The sequence below is a fragment of the Qipengyuania atrilutea genome (assembly GCF_013370205.1).
In the GTDB taxonomy this organism is placed as follows: Bacteria; Pseudomonadota; Alphaproteobacteria; order Sphingomonadales; family Sphingomonadaceae; genus Actirhodobacter; species Actirhodobacter atriluteus.
In genome coordinates, this window is the sequence record NZ_JABWGV010000001.1 from 667,499 (window position 1) to 689,734 (window position 22,236).

Annotated in this window: 21 protein-coding genes; 12 read left to right on the top strand and 9 right to left on the bottom strand. The window is 62.1% G+C overall.

All coding sequences use genetic code 11. From position 1 onward, the window contains the following. Positions 1 to 8: 8 nt before the first annotated feature. From alaS to dapA, 7 genes are all read right to left on the bottom strand, one after another. Positions 9 to 2,666 carry an alanine--tRNA ligase gene (gene alaS / locus HUV48_RS03280; RefSeq protein ID WP_176266323.1) on the bottom strand — a complete coding sequence of 886 codons (2,658 nt, stop codon included), beginning with the start codon at positions 2,664 to 2,666 and terminating at the stop codon, positions 9 to 11. 85 nt (positions 2,667 to 2,751) lie between these two features. Further along, on the bottom strand, positions 2,752 to 3,378 hold the full coding sequence (locus HUV48_RS03285) for a glutathione S-transferase family protein (protein WP_176266324.1): 627 nt from the start codon (positions 3,376 to 3,378) through the stop codon (positions 2,752 to 2,754). 193 nt (positions 3,379 to 3,571) lie between these two features. Continuing rightward, complete coding sequence (gene recA / locus HUV48_RS03290; RefSeq protein WP_176266325.1) at positions 3,572 to 4,636, bottom strand: recombinase RecA; 1,065 nt, start codon at positions 4,634 to 4,636, stop codon at positions 3,572 to 3,574. A 162-nt stretch (positions 4,637 to 4,798) separates the two neighbouring features. Next, entirely contained in the window at positions 4,799 to 7,255 is a 2,457-nt protein-coding gene (locus HUV48_RS03295; protein WP_176266326.1) for a hybrid sensor histidine kinase/response regulator, read from the bottom strand. Beyond that, entirely contained in the window at positions 7,252 to 7,842 is a 591-nt protein-coding gene (locus HUV48_RS03300; protein ID WP_225871491.1) for a DUF2062 domain-containing protein, read from the bottom strand. The genes HUV48_RS03295 and HUV48_RS03300 overlap by 4 nt, the downstream gene beginning before the upstream one ends. A 147-nt stretch (positions 7,843 to 7,989) precedes the next feature. Then, positions 7,990 to 8,472, bottom strand: a complete 483-nt coding sequence (gene smpB / locus HUV48_RS03305; RefSeq protein WP_176266327.1) for an SsrA-binding protein SmpB — start codon at positions 8,470 to 8,472, stop codon at positions 7,990 to 7,992. A gap of 72 nt (positions 8,473 to 8,544) precedes the next feature. Continuing rightward, positions 8,545 to 9,426, bottom strand: coding sequence for a 4-hydroxy-tetrahydrodipicolinate synthase (gene dapA, locus HUV48_RS03310; protein WP_176266328.1), 882 nt, complete (start codon positions 9,424 to 9,426; stop codon positions 8,545 to 8,547). A 101-nt stretch (positions 9,427 to 9,527) separates the two neighbouring features. On the opposite strand from dapA, the gene HUV48_RS03315 reads away from it, so the two are divergent. After that, positions 9,528 to 11,480, top strand: a complete 1,953-nt coding sequence (locus HUV48_RS03315; RefSeq protein ID WP_318656036.1) for a lytic transglycosylase domain-containing protein — start codon at positions 9,528 to 9,530, stop codon at positions 11,478 to 11,480. 10 nt (positions 11,481 to 11,490) lie between these two features. Then, complete coding sequence (locus tag HUV48_RS03320; RefSeq protein ID WP_176266330.1) at positions 11,491 to 12,009, top strand: invasion associated locus B family protein; 519 nt, start codon at positions 11,491 to 11,493, stop codon at positions 12,007 to 12,009. Positions 12,010 to 12,075: 66 nt separating this feature from the next. Here the strand turns inward: HUV48_RS03320 and HUV48_RS03325 are convergent, their stop codons facing one another. Beyond that, positions 12,076 to 12,741 (bottom strand): outer membrane protein, encoded by a 666-nt coding sequence (locus HUV48_RS03325; protein WP_176266331.1) that lies wholly within the window; start codon positions 12,739 to 12,741, stop codon positions 12,076 to 12,078. 232 nt (positions 12,742 to 12,973) lie between these two features. Between HUV48_RS03325 and rlmN the strand changes: the two genes are divergently transcribed. The 9 genes from rlmN (at position 12,974) to HUV48_RS03370 (ending at position 20,890) form a co-directional block, all read left to right on the top strand. Beyond that, positions 12,974 to 14,221 carry a dual-specificity RNA methyltransferase RlmN gene (gene rlmN / locus HUV48_RS03330; RefSeq protein WP_176266332.1) on the top strand — a complete coding sequence of 416 codons (1,248 nt, stop codon included), beginning with the start codon at positions 12,974 to 12,976 and terminating at the stop codon, positions 14,219 to 14,221. Next, on the top strand, positions 14,218 to 14,826 hold the full coding sequence (locus tag HUV48_RS03335) for a class I SAM-dependent methyltransferase (protein ID WP_176266333.1): 609 nt from the start codon (positions 14,218 to 14,220) through the stop codon (positions 14,824 to 14,826). Before rlmN ends, HUV48_RS03335 begins: the two co-directional genes overlap by 4 nt. Before the next feature lie 139 nt (positions 14,827 to 14,965). Continuing rightward, complete coding sequence (locus tag HUV48_RS03340; protein ID WP_176266687.1) at positions 14,966 to 15,337, top strand: glycine zipper 2TM domain-containing protein; 372 nt, start codon at positions 14,966 to 14,968, stop codon at positions 15,335 to 15,337. 120 nt (positions 15,338 to 15,457) lie between these two features. Continuing rightward, positions 15,458 to 16,228, top strand: coding sequence for an SDR family oxidoreductase (locus HUV48_RS03345; RefSeq protein WP_176266334.1), 771 nt, complete (start codon positions 15,458 to 15,460; stop codon positions 16,226 to 16,228). Further along, positions 16,221 to 16,931: a cytochrome b/b6 domain-containing protein gene (locus tag HUV48_RS03350; protein ID WP_176266335.1), complete on the top strand. Its 711-nt coding sequence runs from the start codon at positions 16,221 to 16,223 to the stop codon at positions 16,929 to 16,931. Before HUV48_RS03345 ends, HUV48_RS03350 begins: the two co-directional genes overlap by 8 nt. Continuing rightward, entirely contained in the window at positions 16,928 to 17,674 is a 747-nt protein-coding gene (locus tag HUV48_RS03355) for a molybdopterin-dependent oxidoreductase (protein WP_176266336.1), read from the top strand. The genes HUV48_RS03350 and HUV48_RS03355 overlap by 4 nt, the downstream gene beginning before the upstream one ends. 21 nt (positions 17,675 to 17,695) lie before the next feature. Beyond that, on the top strand, positions 17,696 to 18,940 hold the full coding sequence (locus tag HUV48_RS03360; RefSeq protein ID WP_176266337.1) for an SAM-dependent methyltransferase: 1,245 nt from the start codon (positions 17,696 to 17,698) through the stop codon (positions 18,938 to 18,940). A 69-nt stretch (positions 18,941 to 19,009) separates the two neighbouring features. Further along, the gene (locus tag HUV48_RS03365) at positions 19,010 to 20,224 is read left to right on the top strand and encodes an argininosuccinate synthase (protein ID WP_176266338.1); all 1,215 of its coding nucleotides are present in this window, start codon (positions 19,010 to 19,012) and stop codon (positions 20,222 to 20,224) included. A gap of 144 nt (positions 20,225 to 20,368) precedes the next feature. After that, positions 20,369 to 20,890: a septal ring lytic transglycosylase RlpA family protein gene (locus HUV48_RS03370; RefSeq protein ID WP_176266339.1), complete on the top strand. Its 522-nt coding sequence runs from the start codon at positions 20,369 to 20,371 to the stop codon at positions 20,888 to 20,890. 7 nt (positions 20,891 to 20,897) lie between these two features. Here the strand turns inward: HUV48_RS03370 and HUV48_RS03375 are convergent, their stop codons facing one another. Next, on the bottom strand, positions 20,898 to 21,809 hold the full coding sequence (locus HUV48_RS03375; protein WP_176266340.1) for a hypothetical protein: 912 nt from the start codon (positions 21,807 to 21,809) through the stop codon (positions 20,898 to 20,900). Positions 21,810 to 21,938: 129 nt separating this feature from the next. Here HUV48_RS03375 and HUV48_RS03380 point away from each other — a divergent pair, with 129 nt between their 5' ends. Then, complete coding sequence (locus HUV48_RS03380) at positions 21,939 to 22,214, top strand: hypothetical protein (protein WP_225871492.1); 276 nt, start codon at positions 21,939 to 21,941, stop codon at positions 22,212 to 22,214. Positions 22,215 to 22,236 lie beyond the last annotated feature (22 nt).

The window sequence follows — 22,236 nt, forward strand, 5'->3', positions numbered from 1 at the left end:
GCGCATCTTCAAGCAGCCAGCGCGGCCCTGACGGCTTCGAGTGCATCTTGCGCTTTCGATCCGTCGGGGCCGCCGCCTTGCGCCATATCTGCTCGGCCGCCACCGCCTTTACCGCCAAGCACCGCGACCCCCTCGCGAAGTAAAGCCACGGCGTCATAGGTTTCGGTTAGGTCGTCCGTCACCGCCACCGCCATTGCCGCCCGTCCGTCGTTAACTGCAACGATCGCTGCCACTCCGCTTCCGAGACGGGTTTTCGCCTGATCGAGCAATCCGCGCAGTTCTTTCGGATTTAGTCCTTCGATCGCCTGAGCGGAGAAGGCTACGCCGCCAACCTCTTCCTGCACCGTCGCTGCTGGCCCGTCAGAGCGGCCACCCGCCAAGGCAAGTTCGCGTTTTGCCTCAGCTAGTTCTTTTTCGAGGCGCTTGCGCTCTTCGATGAGCGTCATCACCCGCGCCGGCGCTTCATCAGGTGACGTTTTCGCTACTGCTGCAATCGCCTTCAGCGCTTCGTCCCGCGCAACCAGCCATTGGCGCGCAGCCTCGCCAGTCAGAGCCTCAATACGGCGCACGCCTGAGGACACCGCGCTTTCCGAGATGATCCGAAGCAGTGCGATGTCGCCGGTTGCCTCGACATGGGTACCGCCGCACAATTCGACCGAATAATGCCGACCGTCGTCGCCGGGGCGCCCCATCGAAAGCACGCGCACTTCGTCGCCATATTTTTCGCCAAACAAGGCCAAGGCGCCCTCCGCAACCGCATCGTCAGGACTCATCAAGCCTGTCGTGACATTATGATTGCTACGGATTTCCGCATTCACTTCCGCTTCGATCGCCGCAATATCGTCTGGTGTCAGAGCCTTCGGATGCGAGAAGTCGAACCGCAGCCGGTCTTCAGCTACCAGCGATCCCTTCTGGGTGACATGCTCGCCAAGCCGCTTGCGCAGTGCCGCGTGAAGCAAGTGCGTTGCAGAGTGGTTCGCCTTGATACGCTCCCGCCGATCTCCGTCCACTTCGAGATGAACGACGTCGCCGACGGAAATTTCGCCTTTTTTTACCGACACCTGGTGCGCGTGAATGCGGCCGAGTGGTTTGGCGGTATCTCCAACGGCAGCTTCCAGCCCCTGGGGCGTCCAGATGCGGCCGCTATCGCCAGACTGGCCGCCGCTTTCACCGTAGAATGGCGTCTGGTTCGCAACCAGAAGCACGTCGTCCCCGGTCTTCGCAGATTCTACTTCCGCGCCGTCCTTCACCAGTGCGACCACGCGCCCTTCCCCGCCTAGCGCGGAATAGCCGGTGAATTCCGTAGCGCCCTCGCGGTCAGCGAGATCGAACCATACCTCGTCCGAAGCCGCCTCGCCCGAGCCCTTCCATGCAGCACGCGCCGCTGCCTTCTGTTCCGCCATAGCCGTATCGAACCCTTCGCGGTCGACGGTGAGGCCGCGTGAACGCAAGGCGTCTTCGGTCAGATCATAGGGGAAGCCGAATGTGTCGTAGAGCTTGAACGCGGTCTCGCCCGGCAGTTGCTCGCCGGACTGCATATCGGCCGTTTCTTCGTCCAGCAGCCGCAGTCCTTTGTCCAAGGTCTTGCGGAACTGCGCCTCTTCCCGCTCGAGCACCTCTTTAATCAGCGCCTGTCCGCGCTGTAGTTCGGGGAAGGCCTGTCCCATCTCGGAAACGAGTGCGGGTACGAGCCGATGCATCAGCGGTTGCTCGGCACCGAGCAGGTGCGCGTGGCGCATTGCGCGGCGCATTATACGCCGCAGGACGTAACCGCGCCCTTCGTTCGAAGGCAGTACCCCGTCGGCGAGCAGGAAGCTCGTGGACCGCAGATGGTCGGCAATCACACGCTGGCTCGCGAGTTGTTCGTCGTTTCGCGCTTCGCCGATCAAATGCTCGGAAGCGGAGATCAACGCCTTGAACGTATCGATCTCGTAGTTGTTATGAACGCCCTGCATGACAGCGGCGATCCGCTCGAGGCCCATGCCGGTATCGATCGAGGGCTTGGGTAGCGACGTTCGCTCTCCATCGGCGCGCTGGTCGAACTGCATGAAGACAAGATTCCAGATCTCGACGAACCGGTCACCGTCCTCGTCCGGGCTTCCGGGCGGGCCGCCGGGAATATGCTCGCCGTGATCGTAGAATATCTCACTGCACGGGCCGCACGGTCCGGTATCGCCCATCGACCAGAAATTGTCCGCGGTCGCGATGCGGATGATACGCTCCTCCGGCAGACCGGAAATCTTGCGCCAAAGATCAAACGCCTCATCGTCGTCGTGAAAAACCGTTGCGGTTAGCCGGTCTTTCGGCAAACCCCATTCGCGCGTAAGCAAATTCCAAGCGTTGGCGATAGCCTGTTCCTTGAAGTAATCGCCGAACGAGAAGTTGCCGAGCATTTCGAAGAAGGTGTGGTGCCGAGCGGTGTACCCCACATTGTCGAGGTCGTTGTGCTTGCCCCCGGCACGCACGCATTTCTGGCTGCTCGTCGCACGTGGAGCCGGCGGGGTTTCAAGCCCGGTAAAAGCGTTCTTGAATGGGACCATCCCCGCGTTGACGAACATGAGCGTCGGATCGCTGAACGGGACGAGCGGTGCGGATGGCACTTCCGCGTGTTCCCTGCCTGCGAAAAAATCGAGGAAGGAGCGGCGGATGTCATTGGTCGATGTCATGACCTGCGAATTAAGCAGTCGCGTGCCTTCGGGCAAGAGACCCCGTGCTGCTACCCGCGGGTATTACACCGGGAGGGCGAGCCCGCTACCAACCGAAGTACGGGCCGCCGCGTTCGCGCGCGCGTTTCCATGCTGGGCGATCATGAACTTCACCCACAAAGCGTGCCAGTTTCGGAGCCTTCTCGCCAAAGTTTTGCATGAGCGCAATTTGAGCGGGAAAACTCATCATTACATCGGCGGCGGACCAATCGTCACCCGCAAAGCGCAAGTTTTCGCCAATACGCTCCTCCGCGTAGGCGACGTGCGCAGCCAGTTGTTCATCGATCCGGGGCATCATGGACGCAGCATCCTCGCCGAGCCTGCCCGCCATGATTTTCATCATCACCGGGACGAAGAACGAGCTTTCCGCGAATTGCATCCACTCGAGACAGGAAATGTGCGTATCGCTTTCTTTCGCAGGCAGCCATGAGTCGCCGCCATGGCGTTCGCACAGGTACTGCACGATCGCGCCGCTTTCCGTGACCGTGCGGCCCTCATCCTCGATAACGGGCGACTTTCCGAGCGGATGCGCTTGCTTGAGCTCGGGCGGAGCCAGATTGGTAGACGCATCGCGTTGATAGGGCACGATCTCGTACTCCGCCCCCAGTTCTTCGAGCAGCCAAAGAATGCGCTGGGAACGGCTGTTGTTGAGGTGATGCACGGTGATGGTCATACGGTTCCTGCAATTATCGGCGCTCCAAAGCGACGGGAGTGAACCAGCTGGTGCAAGCGGGAACCACCATTGTCCAGCGACAAGCGGGCGTCATCGTTAACGACGTCACGGAAAGGCCGGCGCGATCCGGAACAGAACACGCCGTCCATCCATGTTGCCGAGCGTGAAAGCCGCGCCCGCTAGAGAAAAGCGCTCAGTCCTCCGCGTCAGGACCGGTCATCATCTCCTCGGCGACCTCGTCGGTCCGGCCGCGGATCGCAGCTTCCAACTTGTCGCTGACTTCGGGGTTTTCCTTGAGGTAGTTCTTCGCATTCTCGCGGCCCTGCCCGATACGGATGCTGTCGTAGCTGAACCACGAACCCGATTTCTCGACGATGCCGGCCTTGACGCCGAGATCGAGAATCTCGCCGATCTTGGAAATGCCTTCGCCGTACATGATGTCGAATTCTACCTGCTTGAACGGCGGAGCGACCTTGTTCTTCACGACTTTTACGCGAGTCGAGTTGCCGACTACCTCGTCACGGTCCTTGATCTGGCCCGTGCGTCGGATGTCGAGCCGGACCGACGCATAAAACTTAAGCGCGTTACCCCCGGTGGTCGTTTCGGGATTACCGTACATCACGCCGATTTTCATGCGCAGCTGGTTGATGAAGATCACCATGCACTTCGAACGGTTGATCGAGCCGGTAAGCTTGCGCAGCGACTGGCTCATCAGCCGCGCCTGAAGGCCGACGTGGCTGTCGCCCATCTCGCCTTCGATTTCAGCCCGAGGAACAAGCGCCGCAACCGAATCGACCACCAAAACATCGACCGCGTTGGAGCGTACCAGCGTGTCGGTAATCTCGAGTGCCTGCTCTCCCGTGTCGGGCTGCGACACGACCAATTCGTCGATATCCACACCCAGCTTGCGGGCATAAACGGGATCGAGCGCGTGTTCCGCGTCGACGAAGGCCGCGGTGCCTCCATTCTTCTGCGCCTCGGCTATGACATGCAGCGCGAGCGTCGTCTTGCCAGAGCTTTCCGGGCCATAAACCTCGATCACACGCCCCTTGGGCAGCCCGCCGATACCAAGCGCGATATCAAGGCCAAGCGAACCGGTCGATATAGCCTCGACATTCATGGCCTCGCGCGATCCGAGCTTCATTGCCGAACCTTTGCCGAAAGCGCGATCGATCTGCGCGAGCGCTGCGTCCAATGCCTTCTGACGGTCCACGTTACTTTCCTTATCATCAACCAGTTTGAGTTTCGTAGCAGCCATGACACGGCCTCCATCAGTTGCATAGAGAGCAGGTTTATTCTTCAACTGATGCAGTTTGTATGCAGTTTGTTCCGCGAGAACAAGGGGGGAACAGAATTATTTTCGCCCGCCTCTTCTGTCACTTCCGCCTATCGACCCGCCAGAGCGCGTTCCGATGGTTAACTACTTCTTAGCGGAAAGTATGTCGGCGACCTTTGCATTGATTTGCTGGACCGAAAACGGCTTGGGCATGAAATGCATATTCTCGATATCGATGTCCCGGCGAAGCTGTTCTTCAGCATAGCCGGACATGAACAGGATCGGGATTTCCGGCTTCACTCGGCGGATCCCCCGCGCCATCGCCGGTCCGTCCATGATCGGCATGACGACATCCGAGACCACCATGTCGAATTCGCCGCCGTTCGCGACACAGGCGAGACCTTCCTCGCCGTCGGAGGCAGTTGTAACCGAATAGCCGGCGCGCACGAGCGCGCGTTCCGCCACCGCGCGGACCATGTCTTCGTCCTCGACCAGGAGAAGCTTACCCCCGCCGCCCCACTCGCTCGCGCCGCGATCGGGTTCCTCGGAGAGGCTCGGTCCGGTCTGCGCCGGCATCTGCGTGCCGTGATACACGGGCAGGTAGACGGTAAAGCGCGCGCCTTTTGGGTTACCGTCCGCGCCCGGAATATTGTCCGCGAAGATGAAACCGTTCGACTGTTTGACGATGCCGTAAACCGTCGACAGTCCGAGGCCGGTACCCTTGCCCTGCTCCTTCGTCGTGAAGAAAGGCTCAAAAATCTTAGTAAGCACCTGCGGAGGAATGCCGCCGCCCGTGTCCTGGATTATGAGCGCGGTATAGTCGTCCGGCGGCATGACATCGATGCCCATACGCTCGACGTCGCGCTTCGATACGCGGCGGGTAGCGAGCGTAAGCTTGCCTTTCGCCGCATCGCTCGACAGCATCGCGTCGCGCGCATTCACGGCGAGATTTACGATCACCTGTTCGAGTTGCTGCGGATCGGCGCGCACCGGACCAAGCTCGCGGTCGTGGCGGACCGTGAACTCGATCCGCTCGCCCATCAGCCGCTTGAGAAGCTGGCTGACTTCGCTTACCACGTCGGGCAGCTGCAACACCACGGGACGCAGGGTCTGCTGGCGCGAAAAGGCCAGTAGCTGCCTCGTCAGGCTCGCAGCGCGGTTCGAATTTGCGCGGATTTGCTGAATGTCGTCATAATCGCTGTCGCCAGGCGTATGGCGCAGCAGCATCAGATCGCAGTAACCGATGATTGCGGTGAGCACATTGTTGAAGTCATGCGCGACGCCGCCCGCGAGCTGGCCGACAGCCTGCATTTTCGTCGCCTGAGCAACTTGATCGCGCAGTCGTTTTTCTTCCGTGGAATCGGATAGCGAAAGGAGCACCGCGACATCGCCGATACCCCGCACACCGGCCAGACCGATCAGAACCGATTCTTCGGGTTCGCTCGACAAGCGCACCGACATATCGCCGTTCGCGACCGGTCCCTTGCCGAAACGCCGGACTGAATCTGCAAGTGCGCCCTTGTCTTCATTAATGACAAGATCAGAGGGATACTGCGGCAGACCTTTCGTCTTGCGGCCGACGGCCCGCAGAAATGCCTTGTTCGCAAACAGAAACCGGCCGTCGCGATCGGTAAGCGCCAATCCCAGCGGCAATGCCGACAGCAGCGCCTCGAGCTGCGGAACGGCCGCCCTGCCCCCGCCATCGAGCGGACCACCGAGGCTGACACCGCTATCGACGAGAAGGATAAGCGACGACGCTTCGTCCGCTCCGCTCAGCCGCTCGGCCCCCGGAGGATCGAGCGGCACATTGACCAGCGTCTGCGGCGTCCCTTGCTGCCCTTCCTTTGCGTAGAAGATGCGGTCGCGCTCGTCGCTGCGCAGTAGCTGCACGAAATCATGGCCGGTGATGTTCATGTCCGGATCGCCGGTCGCACGTTCTGCCAGCCCCGGTGTCGTCGCCTGCACCTTGCCGTCAGGACTGACCAGCGTCGCCTCGATCCCGGCACGGGAAAGCACGGTTCCGAGCGCGCCAGTCAGCATTTCGCTGACACCGTCATCGAGCTTCGCATCGATAAGTTCGCGGAAACGCCATACGATGTAGTCGTCGCCCCGGCCTGAGCGCTCAAGCAGCGCGCTCCAGCGGCGTCGTCCGTCCGGCGAGACAATGAGGCCGATCTCGCAGCTACCTTCCCGCCATGCCTTGCGAGCCGCCTCTACCAGACCTTCGCGAGACTGGTGGTCCACCGGCATGCTGGGAGGGGCGTGACTGGCCGTGAACCAGCTAACGTAGGTTTCGTTCGCGCAAACCATCCGGTTGGCGCGGTCGGTAATCGCCACCGCCACGAACGGATCTTCTATCGCGCTCAACGTGACCGACCAGTCGGGGGTCACGACCTGCGCCGCTTCGGGTTCGGGCCTGATGCGCGCCACGAGAAAACCGGCAATCAGAAGAACCAGCAGGCTGCCTCCGTAAGCCGCTGCCACGATCGACGCCTCACCAAGAATCCAGACCATTCCCACGCTGAGGGCAAGCGCCAGCAGCAGCCCGAGGAGCAGAGGAACCGGCGGCAGGGTGGAGCGGCGATCGAGATCTCCAATCATGGCACGTCTTTCCGCAGCCTTTGGTCAAGCGATGCTTCCATCCGCTTCAACCGGCGCGCGCGGCGCCGGGCGACCAGGCCGCGCCAGATGAAGCTCGAAAGCACGTAGCCGACCGCTGCCGAGACAATGGCCAGGACGAGAAAACCGAACGCGGTCACTCCTGCAGTTTCGAACAACTGCGCGAACCACTGACCGCGCTCCCCGGACAGTTGCGCGTTTGCGAGCCCTCCGGTCGCAGCATCGATCTTCAGCGTGAAGCGGCCCACCAGATTGGCGACGTAAAGCCAGAACGGAAAAGTGAACGGATTCGTCACGAAGGTCACGAGCGCTGCAAGCGGCACGTTCGCGCGGGCCGGCAATGCTAGAAATCCGGCAAGGAATATCTGACCGAAGGGAATGATGAAGCCGCAGAACAGGCCTAGCGACACCCCGCGCGGGACGCTTCGCCGGGTAAATCTCCATAACTCAGGGGACAGAAACCGATGCGCAATCGGCGCAAGCCAGCGGTTGTCTGCCATTTCCTCACGAGTGGGCATGCGCGGCCGCGCCCAGTCGAACATTCGCTTTGAGGATTTAGGTTTATTCATGAAGTTTGCATCGGCAATGCTATCGGCTCGGCTAACGTGCAAGGGCAGCGCAGGATTTTGGGACGAAGCGGGTGGTTTCGTCGCTTAGATCAACGCTGTTAACGCATTGATGAATGCGGGCACATCGCGGTCATGACAAAGGGCGGTTCATCCCTGCTCCCTCATCACCCGCGCCTTGTCGCGCTTCCAGTCGCGGTCTTTGATGTATTCGCGCTTGTCTTGCGCCTTGCGGCCCTTGGCGAGCCCGAGTTCGACTTTCGCCCGCCCATGCCTGTTGAAGTAGACCGATAGCGGCACGAGGGTCATGCCCTTGCGCTCGACCGCGCCCATCATCTTGTTGATTTCCCGCTGGTTGAGCAGCAGTTTGCGAGGGCGTTTCGGCTCGTGATTGAAGCGGTTTCCGTGACTGAATTCGGGAATATTGGCATTGATGAGCCACACTTCCCCGCCCTTCACCTCAGCGTAGGATTCCGCGATACTCGCTTCGCCTGCGCGCAAGGCCTTAACTTCGGTTCCCTGCAGCATCAAACCGGCTTCGTAGCGATCTTCCACCGCGTAATCGAACCGCGCGCGCCGGTTTTCGGCAACGGTCTTCTGCTTGTCGAAGGTTTCGGGTTTCGGGCGCGCCATAGTGACAGCGCACATAATGCCCCCGCGCCCCGTTTGCACCCCTTATTCAGAAGACAGGTCTTGCGCTTACCCTCAAATCAGATCGGCATGCTTCAGGGCGGCGTCGACAGCCGCCCTGGCGTGTTCGCTTGCGGAACAAAGCGGTAGCCGCACTTCGTCGGTAAAGCCCTCGAGCACTCGCGTGAGGGCATACTTGACCGGAGCGGGCGAGGAATCCTCGAACATCGCATAATGAAGCGGGTAAAGCCGGTCGTTGAGCTTACGCGCTTCGACAAGATCGTTGTCGGCGCAGGCTTGCTGGAACTGCGCGCAAAGCGCCGGCGCGACGTTCGCCGTGACGGAGATACACCCCTTGCCGCCGGCCGCATTGAACGGCAGCGCCAGTTCGTCGTTGCCGGAGAGCTGGCAGAACTCCTTCGATATGCCCATCCGGTGATCGGCGACGCGGGAAAGATCCTCGCTCGCGTCCTTGATAGCGACGATCTGATCGGGAAAGCGATTGGCAAGCTCGCAGGTCGTTTCCGGAGCGATATCGGTTACTGTCCGGCCCGGCACGTTGTAGAGCACGATGGGAAGGTCGCAGTTCTCCGCAAGATAGCTGAAATGCGCGAGCAAACCCGCCTGGCTCGGCTTGTTGTAATAAGGCGCTACACACAGCCCCGCCGCCGCGCCCGCCTTCTTCGAAAAGTTCATGTGAAGCAAAGCGTTCTGCGTATCGTTACTACCGCAGCCGGCAATGATAGGAACGCGCCCCGCAGCCTGCTCTACGCAGATTTCGATGACGCGGTGGTGCTCGGCATTGGACAGGGTCGATGCCTCTCCGGTCGTTCCGCATGGGACGAGTGCAGTGCTGCCATTGTCAATCTGCCAATCGACGAGCCTGCGAAAAGCCGCTTCGTCGAATGTTCCGCCTTTGAACGGCGTTACGAGCGCAGGGATCGATCCAGCAAACATCTGTCAAAACCTTCTAAAAATGCTATGCTGCGTACGCGTTACTCGAAGCAATCGCAGTTCATTCAGCGCCTGATAAGGAGCCCATAGCCAATATGTCCAGCATGGACCGACTACCCTTTATCGCTATCGCCCTTTCTCTCGTTGCCGCGACGACCGCTTCGAGCCCGTCGACTGCGCAGAACGCCCGCGTATGGGACGAGGCTCGGCAGGACATGATTGCCCGCGCTCCTACCCAGATCGCTCCCGCCATCGCTCGGTGGGAGGTACTCGCCGCAAACCGCGACCTGCGCTTCGACGACTACGCCGGTTTCGTGCTCGCCTACCCCGGCTTTCCGCGCGAAGAGACGCTGCGCATTCGTGCGGAAAACGCGCTCGACCGCGAGCCGGTGGGGGCCGAGCGCCTCGTCGCTTTTTTCGACCGCAATCCTCCCCTGACAAATAGCGGCAAGGCGCGCTATGCGCTTGCACTGGCCTCATTGAATCGTCCCGAAGCGCTCACCTATGCCCGCGAAGCATGGCGCGGCGGCAACCTGGACGGAACGGCGGAAGCCTATCTCGCCGGCATGTACGGTTCGAGGTTCAGCGCAGAGGATAACGACGCGCGAATGGAAGCGCTGCTCTGGCAGGACAATCTCGAAGCGGCACGGCGGCAGTTGACACTCGTTTCGCCCGAGCGGCGCGGCGAGTTTTCCGCCCGGCTCGCGCTGGTCGATCCCGCCATAACCGCCTCGCCGGGAATGCTCGATAACGCAATTGCCAAGGCAAACCCCGGAACGGTTTACAATCTCTCCCGCTATTACCGGAACAACGGTCAGTTGATGCGCTCGGTCGATCTACTGGCCGGACGCGGCGGCTTCACCGCGCTACCGTTCGATGCCGAGGCATTTATCGGGGAAGCGCTTCGGGTGGCACGGTCCGCCGGACCAGGCCCGGCACAGCGCATAGCAGCCAAGGTCGACGACCTGTTTGCGCCCGAAACCGACATCAGCACGCTCTCCTATCGTCTGCGAGACGATTATACCTCGCTCATGTGGCTTGGCGGGACCCAAGCACTGTGGGAGAATGGCGACGCAACCGGCGCTGCTCCGCTATTCTATCGCTACGGCAACGCTGCGCAAACGCCGCAAACGCGCTCGAAGGGCTTCTACTGGGCTGGTCTCGCCAGCGAGCGGGCCGGAAATCAGGCCGAAGCACGCCGCTATTTCGATATGGCGGCGGAATACGGCGATCGCTTCTACGGGCAACTGGCGCTCGAAAAGCTCGGCCGCCCGATGCCGCAGCTGGGTGCAGCGCCGATGCAGGATTTGTCAGACGAGGCTTACAGTCAGTTCTCAAGCGATCCGCTGGTCCAGGCGGTGCGCGAAGTCTCTCGCGGTGCGCCGTGGAGCATGGGCATTCAGTTCTACCGGGAACTCGCTCAGCGCGCCGATACGGCCGCCGAGCACAAGCTCGTCGCCGATCTCGCGCGCGATATCGGACGCCGCGACTTGGCGGTAAACGTGACCGAAGCAGCGGGCGCGGACGGGCTGAACCAGTTCGTCGCGCAGGGCTTCCCGACGCTCGAAACACCGCCCGGATCGAATTGGACCATGGTCCACGCGATCGCGCGGCAGGAAAGTCAGTTTGCGCAGAACGCGATCAGCCATGCGGGTGCGCGCGGGCTTATGCAACTTATGCCGGCTACGGCGCGCGAACAGGCGGGCAAGCTCGGCATGAATTACATGAGCGCCGATCTGATCGATTCTCCGAGCTACAACATCCGGCTCGGCGACAGCTACTTCGCACGCATGATGGACTATTACGGCGGGGCCTACCCACTCGCGATTGCGGCCTACAACGCCGGTCCCGGCAACGTGAACAAGTGGCTACGCGCCAACGGCGATCCCCGCACAGGCAGCATCGACTACGTCACCTGGATCGAGAACATCCCGATCTACGAAACGAAGAACTACGTGCAGCGGGTGATCGAGAATGCCGTCGTGTACGAGACGCTCTATCCGGAGAAGTCGCGCACAGGCACACCGAAGCTGGCCGGAGACTATCTCCGCCGCTAAGGGGCGGTCCATGCTTGGACCGCTCAACCGTATCGCTTTGGGAGCTTCGTTGGCGTTTTGCGCTGGTAGTGCGGCACTTGCGAAGGACGATCTGGGCCTGTTCTCGGGATGGGCGGCGTTTCGCGATAGCGAGGTTCCGCGCTGCTACGCGATCGCGAAACCGAAGCCGACCAAGCTGGAACACGATTACGACCCTTACGTGACAGTCGGAACCTGGCCGCGCAGCAAGGTCCGCAATCAGGTGCATTTTCGTATGGCGCGAGAAATGTCGCCCAAGACCACGATTTCGCTAAGGGTTGGAAAGCGCAGCTTCCTCCTTACCGGCGGCGGCGGTGATGCCTGGGCGCGCGATCGCACTATGGATGCAGCGATCGTCGCCGCCATGCGCTCCGCGGAAACGATGGTCGTTCGCGCGCGCGATGCGTCCGGCAAACCATTTTCCAATACCTATTTGCTCAGGGGCGCCGCCACCGCCATCGATGCGGCGACAGTTGCGTGCGCGCAGATCAAGCGCCGCGGTATTTTCTAGCGCACAGCAAAACGGCCGGAAGCGCGAAGCTCCCGGCCGCTGCCGTTCGTATCGTTTCAGTTCCGCTTAGAAGCGGTAGCCGACGCCCAGCATGACCTGGTGGCGGTCGGTATCGATATCGAAGCGTTCGCTGTCCGGAGTGTCTTCCGCAAAGTCGAGTTCAGCCTCGCTGTAGTTCGAATAACGATATTCGAGCTTGGCGAAGGTGTTTTCGCTTAGCGCATATTCCGCGCCAGCGCCGATGCGGTAACCGTCGGTATCGATATCCTGGTTGAAGTCGTTCGTCCCGTCATTCGACAGAATGTTGTACTTCGCGTTGGTGTATCCGCCCTTTGCATAAACGAGCAGGTTCGGGCTCGCGAGAACGCCGGCACGCACGCCGAGATACAGATCGCGGCCGGTTTCGACGTTGCCGAAGCCGAAGCCTTCGAAATCACCATCTTCGAACTCGGTCTCTGCGGTCGATCCGGTCAGTTCGGCTTCAGCACCCACAAGTAGCGAGCCGAGGGCGATGTCGTATCCGACGCCCGCGCCGTACACGAGGCCTTCGATCGTCTGGTCGTTGTTGTCGGTACCGTCGTCGTCGATGTCGCTGCCCGCCTTGCTGGCATCGAAACCGGCGAGCACTTCGACCCGCGGACCGGTGAATGCCTCATTGGTGCTTTGTGCGAAGGCAGGTGTCGCACCTGCGGCCAGTGCACTCGCGGCGAGAAGAATAGCAGTGTATTTCATTATTTACTCCGTTGGTATTCGGGGCGCGTATTTTTGCGCCTCGCCCTACCCAAACAGGAGAACGGGCCGCGCAGTTTCATTAACAGAAGACAACAACAATCTGTTGTTTTTGCGCAACATTACAATCGACAAACGACCGTAAATTGTCGCCGAAACGTGGGAACCGGTCGCTGCAGTATGCCGTTAGCGCGCGATGCTTGGCCTTGAGCACCATTACGCCTATATCTTTCGCATGGCCGACACTGCTTTGATTTCTATCCCCGGACCCGTGGATCCGGTTCCCGTTCCGCGCGCGCCAATAACGCCGCGCAGCGACGGACGAACCGACCTACTCGGCCTTCCGAAAGCCGACATTCGCATCCTTCTCCTCAGTGCAGGTCTCGATGAAAAACAGGCGAAGCTGCGCGCCAAGCAAATCTTCCATTGGATCTACCACCGCGGCGTCACCGAATTCGACGCTATGACGGACATCGGCAAGGAAATGCGCCCATGGCTGGCAGAGCGCTTTGTTATCGGCCGGCCCAATGTCGTCGAGGCGCAACACAGCACCGACGGCACGCGCAAATGGCTGCTTCAGACCGCCGACGGCCACGAGTTCGAGATGGTTTTCATCCCAGACGAAACGCGCGGCACGTTATGTGTATCGAGCCAGGTCGGATGCACGCTCAACTGCACCTTCTGTCATACCGGTACGATGCGGCTCGTCCGTAACCTTACGCCGGGCGAAATCGTCGGGCAGGTCATGCTAGCGCGCGATGCACTGGAGGAATGGCCGAAGGGCAAAATGGATTTCGGCGACGAAGAAACCGCAAGCGACTACCGCACCGACGGGCGGCTTCTTACCAACATCGTCATGATGGGCATGGGCGAGCCGCTCTACAATTTCGACAATGTGAAAGCAGCACTCAACCTCGTGATGGACGGCGAGGGTCTCGCCCTCTCGCGGCGCCGGATCACGCTGTCGACCAGCGGCGTCGTGCCGATGATGGAGCGCTGCGGCGAGGAAATCGGAGTGAACCTTGCGGTATCGCTGCATGCAGTGACGAAGGAAGTGCGCGATGAAATCGTTCCCCTTAACCGCAAGTACGGGATTGAGGAACTGCTCGCCGCCTGCAAGGCTTACCCCAGTGCGTCGAATGCGCGGCGCATCACCTTCGAATACGTGATGCTCAAGAACAAGAACGACAGCGATGAGGATGCGCGCGAACTCGTCCGGCTGATCAAATCGTATGATCTGCCTGCCAAGGTGAACCTCATTCCGTTCAACCCGTGGCCCGGCTCTGCCTACGAATGCTCAACGCCCGAGCGGATCAAGTCGTTCAGCAGCATTGTGTTCGACGCCGGCATCAGCGCCCCGGTTCGAACGCCGCGCGGGCGCGATATCGATGCAGCCTGCGGACAGCTCAAGACGGCGGCGCAGAAGAAGAGTCGCGCCGAGCGCGACCGCGAGGCTGCAGAGGCGGAGAATGCTCCCGCGTGAGCTTCGACGCCGAAACGCTGGCGTATTACGAAAAGACTGCGCCGCATTATACGGCCAGTTCTGCCGAGGATCGCCACCGGCTGCTCGACCCGTTTCTCGATCTTCTCGAACTTGGCGCCTTTATTCTTGAGCTCGGTTGCGGAGCCGGGCGCGATGCGGCGCATATGCTGGCACGCGGATTTAAGGTCGATGCGACCGACGGATCGAAGGCGATGGTGCGCAAAGCGAACGAACGGCACGCGGTGGGTGCGCGAGTGATGCGCTTCGACGAACTGAACGCGGTCGAGACCTACGATGCGATTTGGGCTCATGCGAGCTTGCATCATCTTCCGCGCGCCGACCTTCGTCCTATCCTCGATGCGGTGCACCGAGCATTGCGACCCGGTGGCTGGCATTTCGCGAACTACAAGCTGGGCGATCTCGAGCATCCGGAGGAAGGGCGGGACATTTCGGGTCGTTGGGCAAGCTTGCCTTCGCCAGAGTGGCTGGACGCCGTGTATGCCCAAGCGGGTTTTGCGATCGCCGAAAGGCATTCTTATCGCGCTGGCAGCAGCGACGGAACGCGGCGCGACTGGCTCGCCTTGTTTGCGCAGGCGCTGCCCTAGAACATCACCTTACCGGCGCGAAACAACCGTTCGGCGCGCGTTTTCGCATTAAGCATACCGGTTCATCTGGCGTTGTGGACCTCGAAGCGAGACCGGGAATTGTAAGAAACATATGTAAGTTTTGCCAAGGAACAGGATGATGAAAAAGTTCGCTCTCGCATTCGCCGCCGCCACCATGATGGTTCCGACCGCTCCCGTGCTCGCAGACCCGCCGCCCCACGCAAAGGCCTATGGCAAGCGCGCCAAGGACCGTATGTACGACGCTCGCGGGCGCTATTACGAGCCGCGGGTGCTGCGCCGCGACGACCGTGTGTGGCGCGGTGACGACGGGCGTTACTACTGCAAGCGCGATAACGGCACGACGGGTCTCGTCATCGGCGCTGCTGTCGGCGCGCTCGCCGGTCACGAAATCGCTGGCCGCGGCGACCGCACGCTCGGCGCGATCATCGGCGCCGTGGGCGGCGGCCTTCTGGGCCGTGAGATCGACAAGGGCGATCTGAAGTGTCGCTGATCCACTGACGACGATTGAACTCGAAGCGCCGCCGCTCCGCTCGGAACGGCGGCGTTTTCTTTGTTTGTCAGCAAGAGCGCCCTTCCCCCGCCGCCCTCGATCTGCTTTCGTAACTTGGCGATGAAAGACCGTGCCGTTCTCATCACCGGTGGAGGAAAGCGTATCGGCGCCGCGACGGCACGGGCGTTCGATGCTGCCGGGTGGCATGTCGTGATCCACTACCGGCGATCGGAGGTGGAAGCGAAGGCGCTCGCACGCACGTTGCGCTCCGCCGAGATTGTGCAGTGTGACCTTGCCGACGAGGCGGCCAGCGCCGCAATGGTCGAAGAGCTGGCAAGCCGCCTTCCCGACTGGCGCTGCCTCGTCAACAATGCCTCGATCTTCCTGCCCGACGAAGTTATCGCGCTCGATAGCGCGACGTATGACAAGGTCACGAAGATCAACGCGAAAGCGCCTGCCATGCTCTCGCAGACCTTTCTGCACCAAGCCCGCTCTACCGTGGGCCGCTGCGTCATCAACGTCACCGATCAGAAGCTCGCGAACCCGAATCCGGACTTCTTCTCTTATACGATGAGCAAACACGCACTCGGCGGCGCGATCCGTCCCCTCGCGATGGGGGCGGCGGGCCCGGCTGACCGGGTTTACGGACTTGCACCGGGCGCGATCCTGCCGAGCCACGACCAGAGCGAAGCGGAAGCCGAAGCCTCCCACCGAATGAACCTGCTCGGCAGACGGACAGAGGCGGCCGAAATCGCCGACGCGGCGGTGTTCCTTGCCGAGGGACATCTGGCGAACGGGGAAACGCTGTTCGTCGATTCCGGTCAGCACTTGCTCTCGCAGTCTCGCGACGTCATCTATCTCGCGCGCGGACAGGAGACAGATCATGGATAAGACGAAGCGGCACCGGCTCTCGACGCGCGCCTGGCACTGGATCAACCTTCTTTGCGTGGTCATCCTGTTCATGTCAGGCCTTAACATCTCGAACGCACACCGCTTTCTCTACTGGGGCGACTACGGCTTCCAGCCGAGCGAGGCGTGGCTGGTCGTGCCGCGCTTCCCGGCATGGGCGACGATCCCCGACTTCTACGATCTCGCGCAGGCGCGCGACTGGCACAATCTGTTCGCCTGGCCGTTCGCCCTCGTTCTCCTGTTCATGTGGGCGGCAATGATCTTCAACGGGCACTTCTGGCGCGACATTCGCACGCGCCGGCGCGAATGGCGGCTTGCGTCCATTGCCGAGGATATCAAGGCGCATCTGCGCCTCAACTTCGGTCACAGTCCGGGCAAGTACAATTTCCTCCAGAAGCTGAGTTACGGCATCGTATTCGGCGTGCTGCTGCCGGGAATGGTGCTGACTGGGCTGGCGATCTCTCCGGGCATGGGGCCGTCATATCTGTGGATGATCGAGCTCATGGGCGGGCGTCAGTCGGCGCGCTCTTTCCATTTCATCTTCGCATGGGCCCTGTTCGCGTTCTTCGTCGTTCATGTGCTTCTCGTTATCCTTGCTGGCCCATACCGGCAGATACGGTCGATGATCACGGGCGCACCGCTGGACAAGGACGCGCCCACGGCGCAGCAGGAGGCACGGACATGAGTGGAATGAACCGGCGCGGATTGCTCGCAGGTGCGGGCGCGCTGTTCCTGTCGGGCTGCGGCAAGGTCGCCGACAGCGCGGCGGGCCGTTCTGCCTTCGAAGCGGCGCAACGCCTTCATCAAGGGGCGCAGCGTGCGCTTGGTGGCGGAGGCCTCGTCAAGGAATATGCGCCGAGCGAGATTTCTCCCTACTTTCGCGGCAACGGTTCGGTCGATCCGCAGAACGGCGACTATCAGGCGCAGGCTGCAGCCGGCTTTACGAACTGGCGCTTGCAGGTCGGCGGACTCGTGGAACGCCCACTTTCGTTTGCGCTCGAAGAGATACGCCGCCTCCCGCAGCGCACGCAAATCACCCGGCACGACTGCGTGGAAGGCTGGAGCGCGATCGGGCAATGGACCGGACCGCAATTGTCCGTTCTGCTCGAAGCTGCCGGCCTGCGTGACGGGGCGCGGTTCATCGTGTTCCGCTGTGCCGACAATCTCAACGGACAGGACTATTACGAAAGCGTCGATCTCGACGATGCCTTCCACCCGCAGACGATCGTCGCCCATGCACTCAACGGCGAGCCGCTGCCGATCAGGAACGGTGCGCCGCTGCGGATGCGGATCGAGCGGCAACTGGGCTACAAGCACGCCAAGTATCTGACCGGCATCGAAGCGGTTGCCTCGCTCGATACGATCGGCGAAGGCAAAGGCGGCTATTGGGAAGATCGTTCCGATTACCAGTGGTATGCCGGTATCTGAGGTAAGGTTTAGAGAGGCAGGATGTTCGACAAGCTGCTCGACCGCGTGCTGCAAAGTCACATCAAGCGCGGCGTTCTTGAAATAGTACACGCCGACGGCCGCGAAGTTCGCTGCGGCGCTCCCGACCCGCAATTCGGGAACGTACGTATTCGCTTCACCGACACGCGCGTGGCCCGCGATATCGTGCGCGACCAGTCGCTCGGTGCGGGTGAGGCCTATATGGACGGCCGGCTCGTGCTCGAACGGGGCGAGATCATGGAACTGGTCGAGATCGTCAAGGGCAATGGCGCGTGGGAAGTCAAACGCCCGGTGCGGCGCGGACTGACCGGCAAGCTGAAGCTGGCGCTGAAGGCCCGCCTTGCCGAAGCCAATCGGCAGACCAGCGCACGCAGCAACGTTTCCCATCACTACGACATCGGCAACGACCTCTACCGGATGTTCCTCGACAGCGAACACCTGCAATACAGCTGCGCCTACTGGCCGGAAGACGACATGACGCTGGGCGAGGCGCAGACCGCGAAGCTGGCACATATCGCGGCGAAGCTCGCCATCGAGCCGGGGCAGGAAGTGCTCGACATCGGTTGCGGCTGGGGCGGAATGGCGATCTACCTCGCGCGGCACTTCGACTGCCGCGTACTCGGCATCACGCTTTCCACCGAGCAGCGCGACCTTGCGATCGAGCGCGCGGAAGCGGCCGGTGTATCTGACAAGGTCTCCTTCGAACTGGTCGACTACCGCGACCTTGCCGCCTATAACCTCAAGTTCGACCGGATCGTGTCGGTCGGCATGTTCGAGCACGTCGGGCGGCCGCAGTTCGATACCTTCTTCGATTGCTGCGCGCGGCTGCTCACCGGCGATGGCGTCATACTGCTGCACACGATCGGGCGCATGGGCGTGCCGGGTGCGACCGATGCCTTTACTCGCAAGTACATCTTCCCTGGCGGCTACATTCCGGCACTGAGCGAAATCGTGAGCGCGAGCGAGCCCTACCGCCTCATTGCGACCGACGTGGAGACAATGCGCCTTCATTACGCGCGGACCCTTCGCGCATGGTACGCGAACTGCGCCGCGAACCGCGAAGCCATCGTCTCGCTCTACGACGAACGCTTCTACCGGATGTGGATGTTCTACCTCTCCGGCGCGACCGCGAGCTTCGAACATGGCGGCATGTGCAACTACCAGGTCCAGTACGCCCGCAACCGCTATGCCCTTCCTTTGACACGCGACTACATGCGCGAAGCGGAACTCGGCCTCCTGAAAGCCTGATCGCGATTGCCCGCCGCGGGTGCCGGTGATAGGCGCGCGCCTTTCGCCAAGCACAGCCGGAGACCATCCTTGTCCGCCATCCAGAAAGTCGTCCTCGCCTATTCGGGCGGTCTCGATACCAGCGTCATCGCCAAGTGGCTCGAAGTGGAACGCGGCCTTGAGGTAGTGACGTTCACAGCCGACCTCGGACAGGGCGAAGAGATCGAACCGGCCCGGGAAAAGGCACGTGCGATGGGCATTCCCGACAAGCACATCTTCATCGAGGATCTGCGCGAAGAATTCGTGCGCGACTTCGTCTTTCCGATGATGCGTGCCAATGCCCGCTACGAAGGCGACTATTTGCTCGGCACCAGCATTGCCCGTCCGCTTATCTCCAAGCGTCTCGTCGAGATTGCGCACGAGACCGGCGCCGACGCGGTCGCTCACGGCGCAACCGGCAAGGGTAACGACCAGGTCCGCTTCGAACTCAGCGCTTACGCTCTCGACCCGGACATCAAGGTGATTGCTCCGTGGCGCGAATGGGATCTGACGAGCCGCACCGCGCTCATCGCCTGGGCGGAGAAGCACCAGATCGCGGTGCCGAAGGACAAGCGCGGCGAAAGCCCGTTCTCGACCGATGCCAACCTGCTGCATACTTCCTCCGAGGGAAAGGTGCTCGAGGACCCGTGGGAGGAAACGCCTGACTACGTCTATTCCCGCACCGAGCATCCCGAGGACGCGCCCGATACGCCCGAATATATCGAGATCGGCTTCGAGAAGGGCGACGGCGTATCGCTTAACGGCGAGGTGATGAGCCCTGCTACCCTGCTCGCTAACCTCAACGAGCTGGGTAGGAAACACGGTATCGGCCGCCTCGACCTCGTCGAGAACCGCTTCGTCGGCATGAAGTCGCGCGGCATGTACGAGACGCCGGGCGGCGAAATCTATGCTAGAGCACATCGCGGCATCGAGCAGCTCGCCCTCGACCGGGGTGCGGCGCATCTCAAGGACGAGCTCATGCCCCGCTATGCCGAGCTCATCTACAACGGCCTCTGGTTCAGCCCCGAACGCGAGATGCTGCAGGCTGCGATCGACCTCAGCCAGGAGAAGGTCGCGGGCACCGTCCGCCTCAAGCTCTACAAGGGCAGCGCCATGGTCGTTGGCCGCAAGTCGCCCCACTCCCTCTACTCCGAAGCGCATGTTACCTTTGAGGACGATGCGGGAGCTTACGACCAGAAGGACGCGGAAGGCTTCATCAAGCTCAACGCCTTGCGGCTGCGCCTCCTCGCCAAACGCGACATGTAGTTCCCACCCTTCGGCTCCGTTTGCCGAAGCCCTGAGTCCGTTTACCGCAGAATCCGTTCGGAGTCCGGTGAACTGAGGCAGAATTGCGGCAGCCGCCCGGCGCGTTAGTTTTTTGTTCGCCAAACCGCTGATAGCCAAAACGGCATGGACGGGCTTAAAACCAGTTTCGCCGTGCGCGGTGTGCGCCTTTTCGCACTAGCCGCTCTCGCTGCCACCCCCGCCTCCGCAGAGGCGCCGGTACCGGCAGATCCCTTCGCGCAGCAGTTCGCCGCATTCGGCGCGCTGCCCGAGGCTCCGGACCCCGTCACCAGCCCCGGTCTCGACGCGGTCGACCTTGACCATTTCGAGCCCGAGATCGAGGAACCGGCCGAGCGCATCTTCGGCGAAGGCCGCGCCAGCTACTACGGCGCCAAGTTCCACGGCCGCCGCACCGCCAGCGGACAGGCGTTCGACATGCACGCCATGACCGCTGCGCACCCCTCCCTGCCCTTCGGCTCCCGCGTGCGCGTCACCAACGAGCGCACCGGCAAGAGCGTCATCGTGCGCATCAACGACCGCGGTCCCTTCACCAAGAGCCGCATCATCGACGTGAGCCGCGCCGCTGCCGAACAGCTCGGCATGGTGCGCTCAGGCCATGCGGACGTGACGCTGGCGCTGCTCGACTAGCGCGCCCTCACCCGGCGGCATCCTCCGCCGCCTCCGCCTCCTCCATTTCCGAGAGCAAGCGCTCCACCTCGGGGTAATGCACGCAGTCGCGGCACTCGGGCCAGCGCGGCGCATCGCAGCACGGCCCCGTCCCCTCGCCCCCGTTCACCACCGGAGCCGGCCCGTCCGCCGTCATCTCCCAGTGGGGCCGCCCGCGGTCCGCGCCATGCTCCGCGCCGGGACAGTCGCAGGGCGCTTCGAGCGGATCGGCGTCCGCCGTTTCCCTACAGGATGGAACGGGTGGAACACCCCCCTGAGGCAATCCCGCGCCCTCCCCTTCGCACGCCTGGTCGGGCAGTTCGCGCCCCTCCTCCAGCGCCTCGATCGCCTCGTCGAGCGCGTAGAGCGCCGCGGTCACATCCTCCCGTTCCTCGAGCCGGTCGAGGCGCGCCAGATGCGCCAGCAGCAGCCGGTCGGAAAAGCGGCGGCGGCGCGCCACCTCCTCCCCGTGGTAGAAGACCTGCTCCTCCCACCCGTCGATCGCCCGCTCGGCCAGCACGCTTTCCGCATGGGTGCGCGCGGCGAGCAGCGCCGCATCCCAGTGGTTCGCGAAAGCGGGCGCGCGGCGGCGGGCGCGGTAGGCGGTCTGCGGCGAAACCGAGGCGGCGCGGCAGGCGAGCCGGACATTGCCGAACTCGGCCAGCTTGGCGAGGAAGGCAGCCTGCGCGCGCGGAGTGAGGACGGTGTGGCGCGCCCTCTCAGCGGAAGTGGGAACCGGTTCCGCGCCCGGAGAGGGCGCATCGGGGGCGCCGTGGGGACCGGCGGGCTGGATGGTGGTGAGGGCGTTCATGGATCGGGTTCCCTGGTTCGGGCGCGAGGCCGGACGGAATTGGAAACCTGCCTGCGTATAGTGGCGCGGGCATGTAGGACAGCGCGGCAAAACTGTGGCGGTGCGCGGCTTATCCGCTCGATAAATGTTAGCACCGGTAGCCCAAACTTCGCGGTCCGCGTTGTTCGGAAAGGCCCGCGCGCGTCCGCGGGCGTTGCAAGCGAAGGACACCGCGCCGCCATGTTCACCCAGCTCAATCCCCCGCTACCCGTAACCGTGCTCGACCGAGGCAAAGGGCTGGCGCTGGCGGTGATCGACTACGGGCCGGAGCACAATCTGCTGTGGGTCACCGCGCTCGACGAAAGTGGCGAGATCTGGTGCGCGCCCAACCCGAAGGTGCGGATGCAGGAGAACTGGTCGATGGGGCGGGCGAAGATGGGTGCTAAAGGCGCTTCGCTACTGACTAGCACAGCGCCGAAGGCGCAAGCGGGAACGACGGAATGGGAAGGCCAATAATTAAGTCCGAATTTCGATTAAA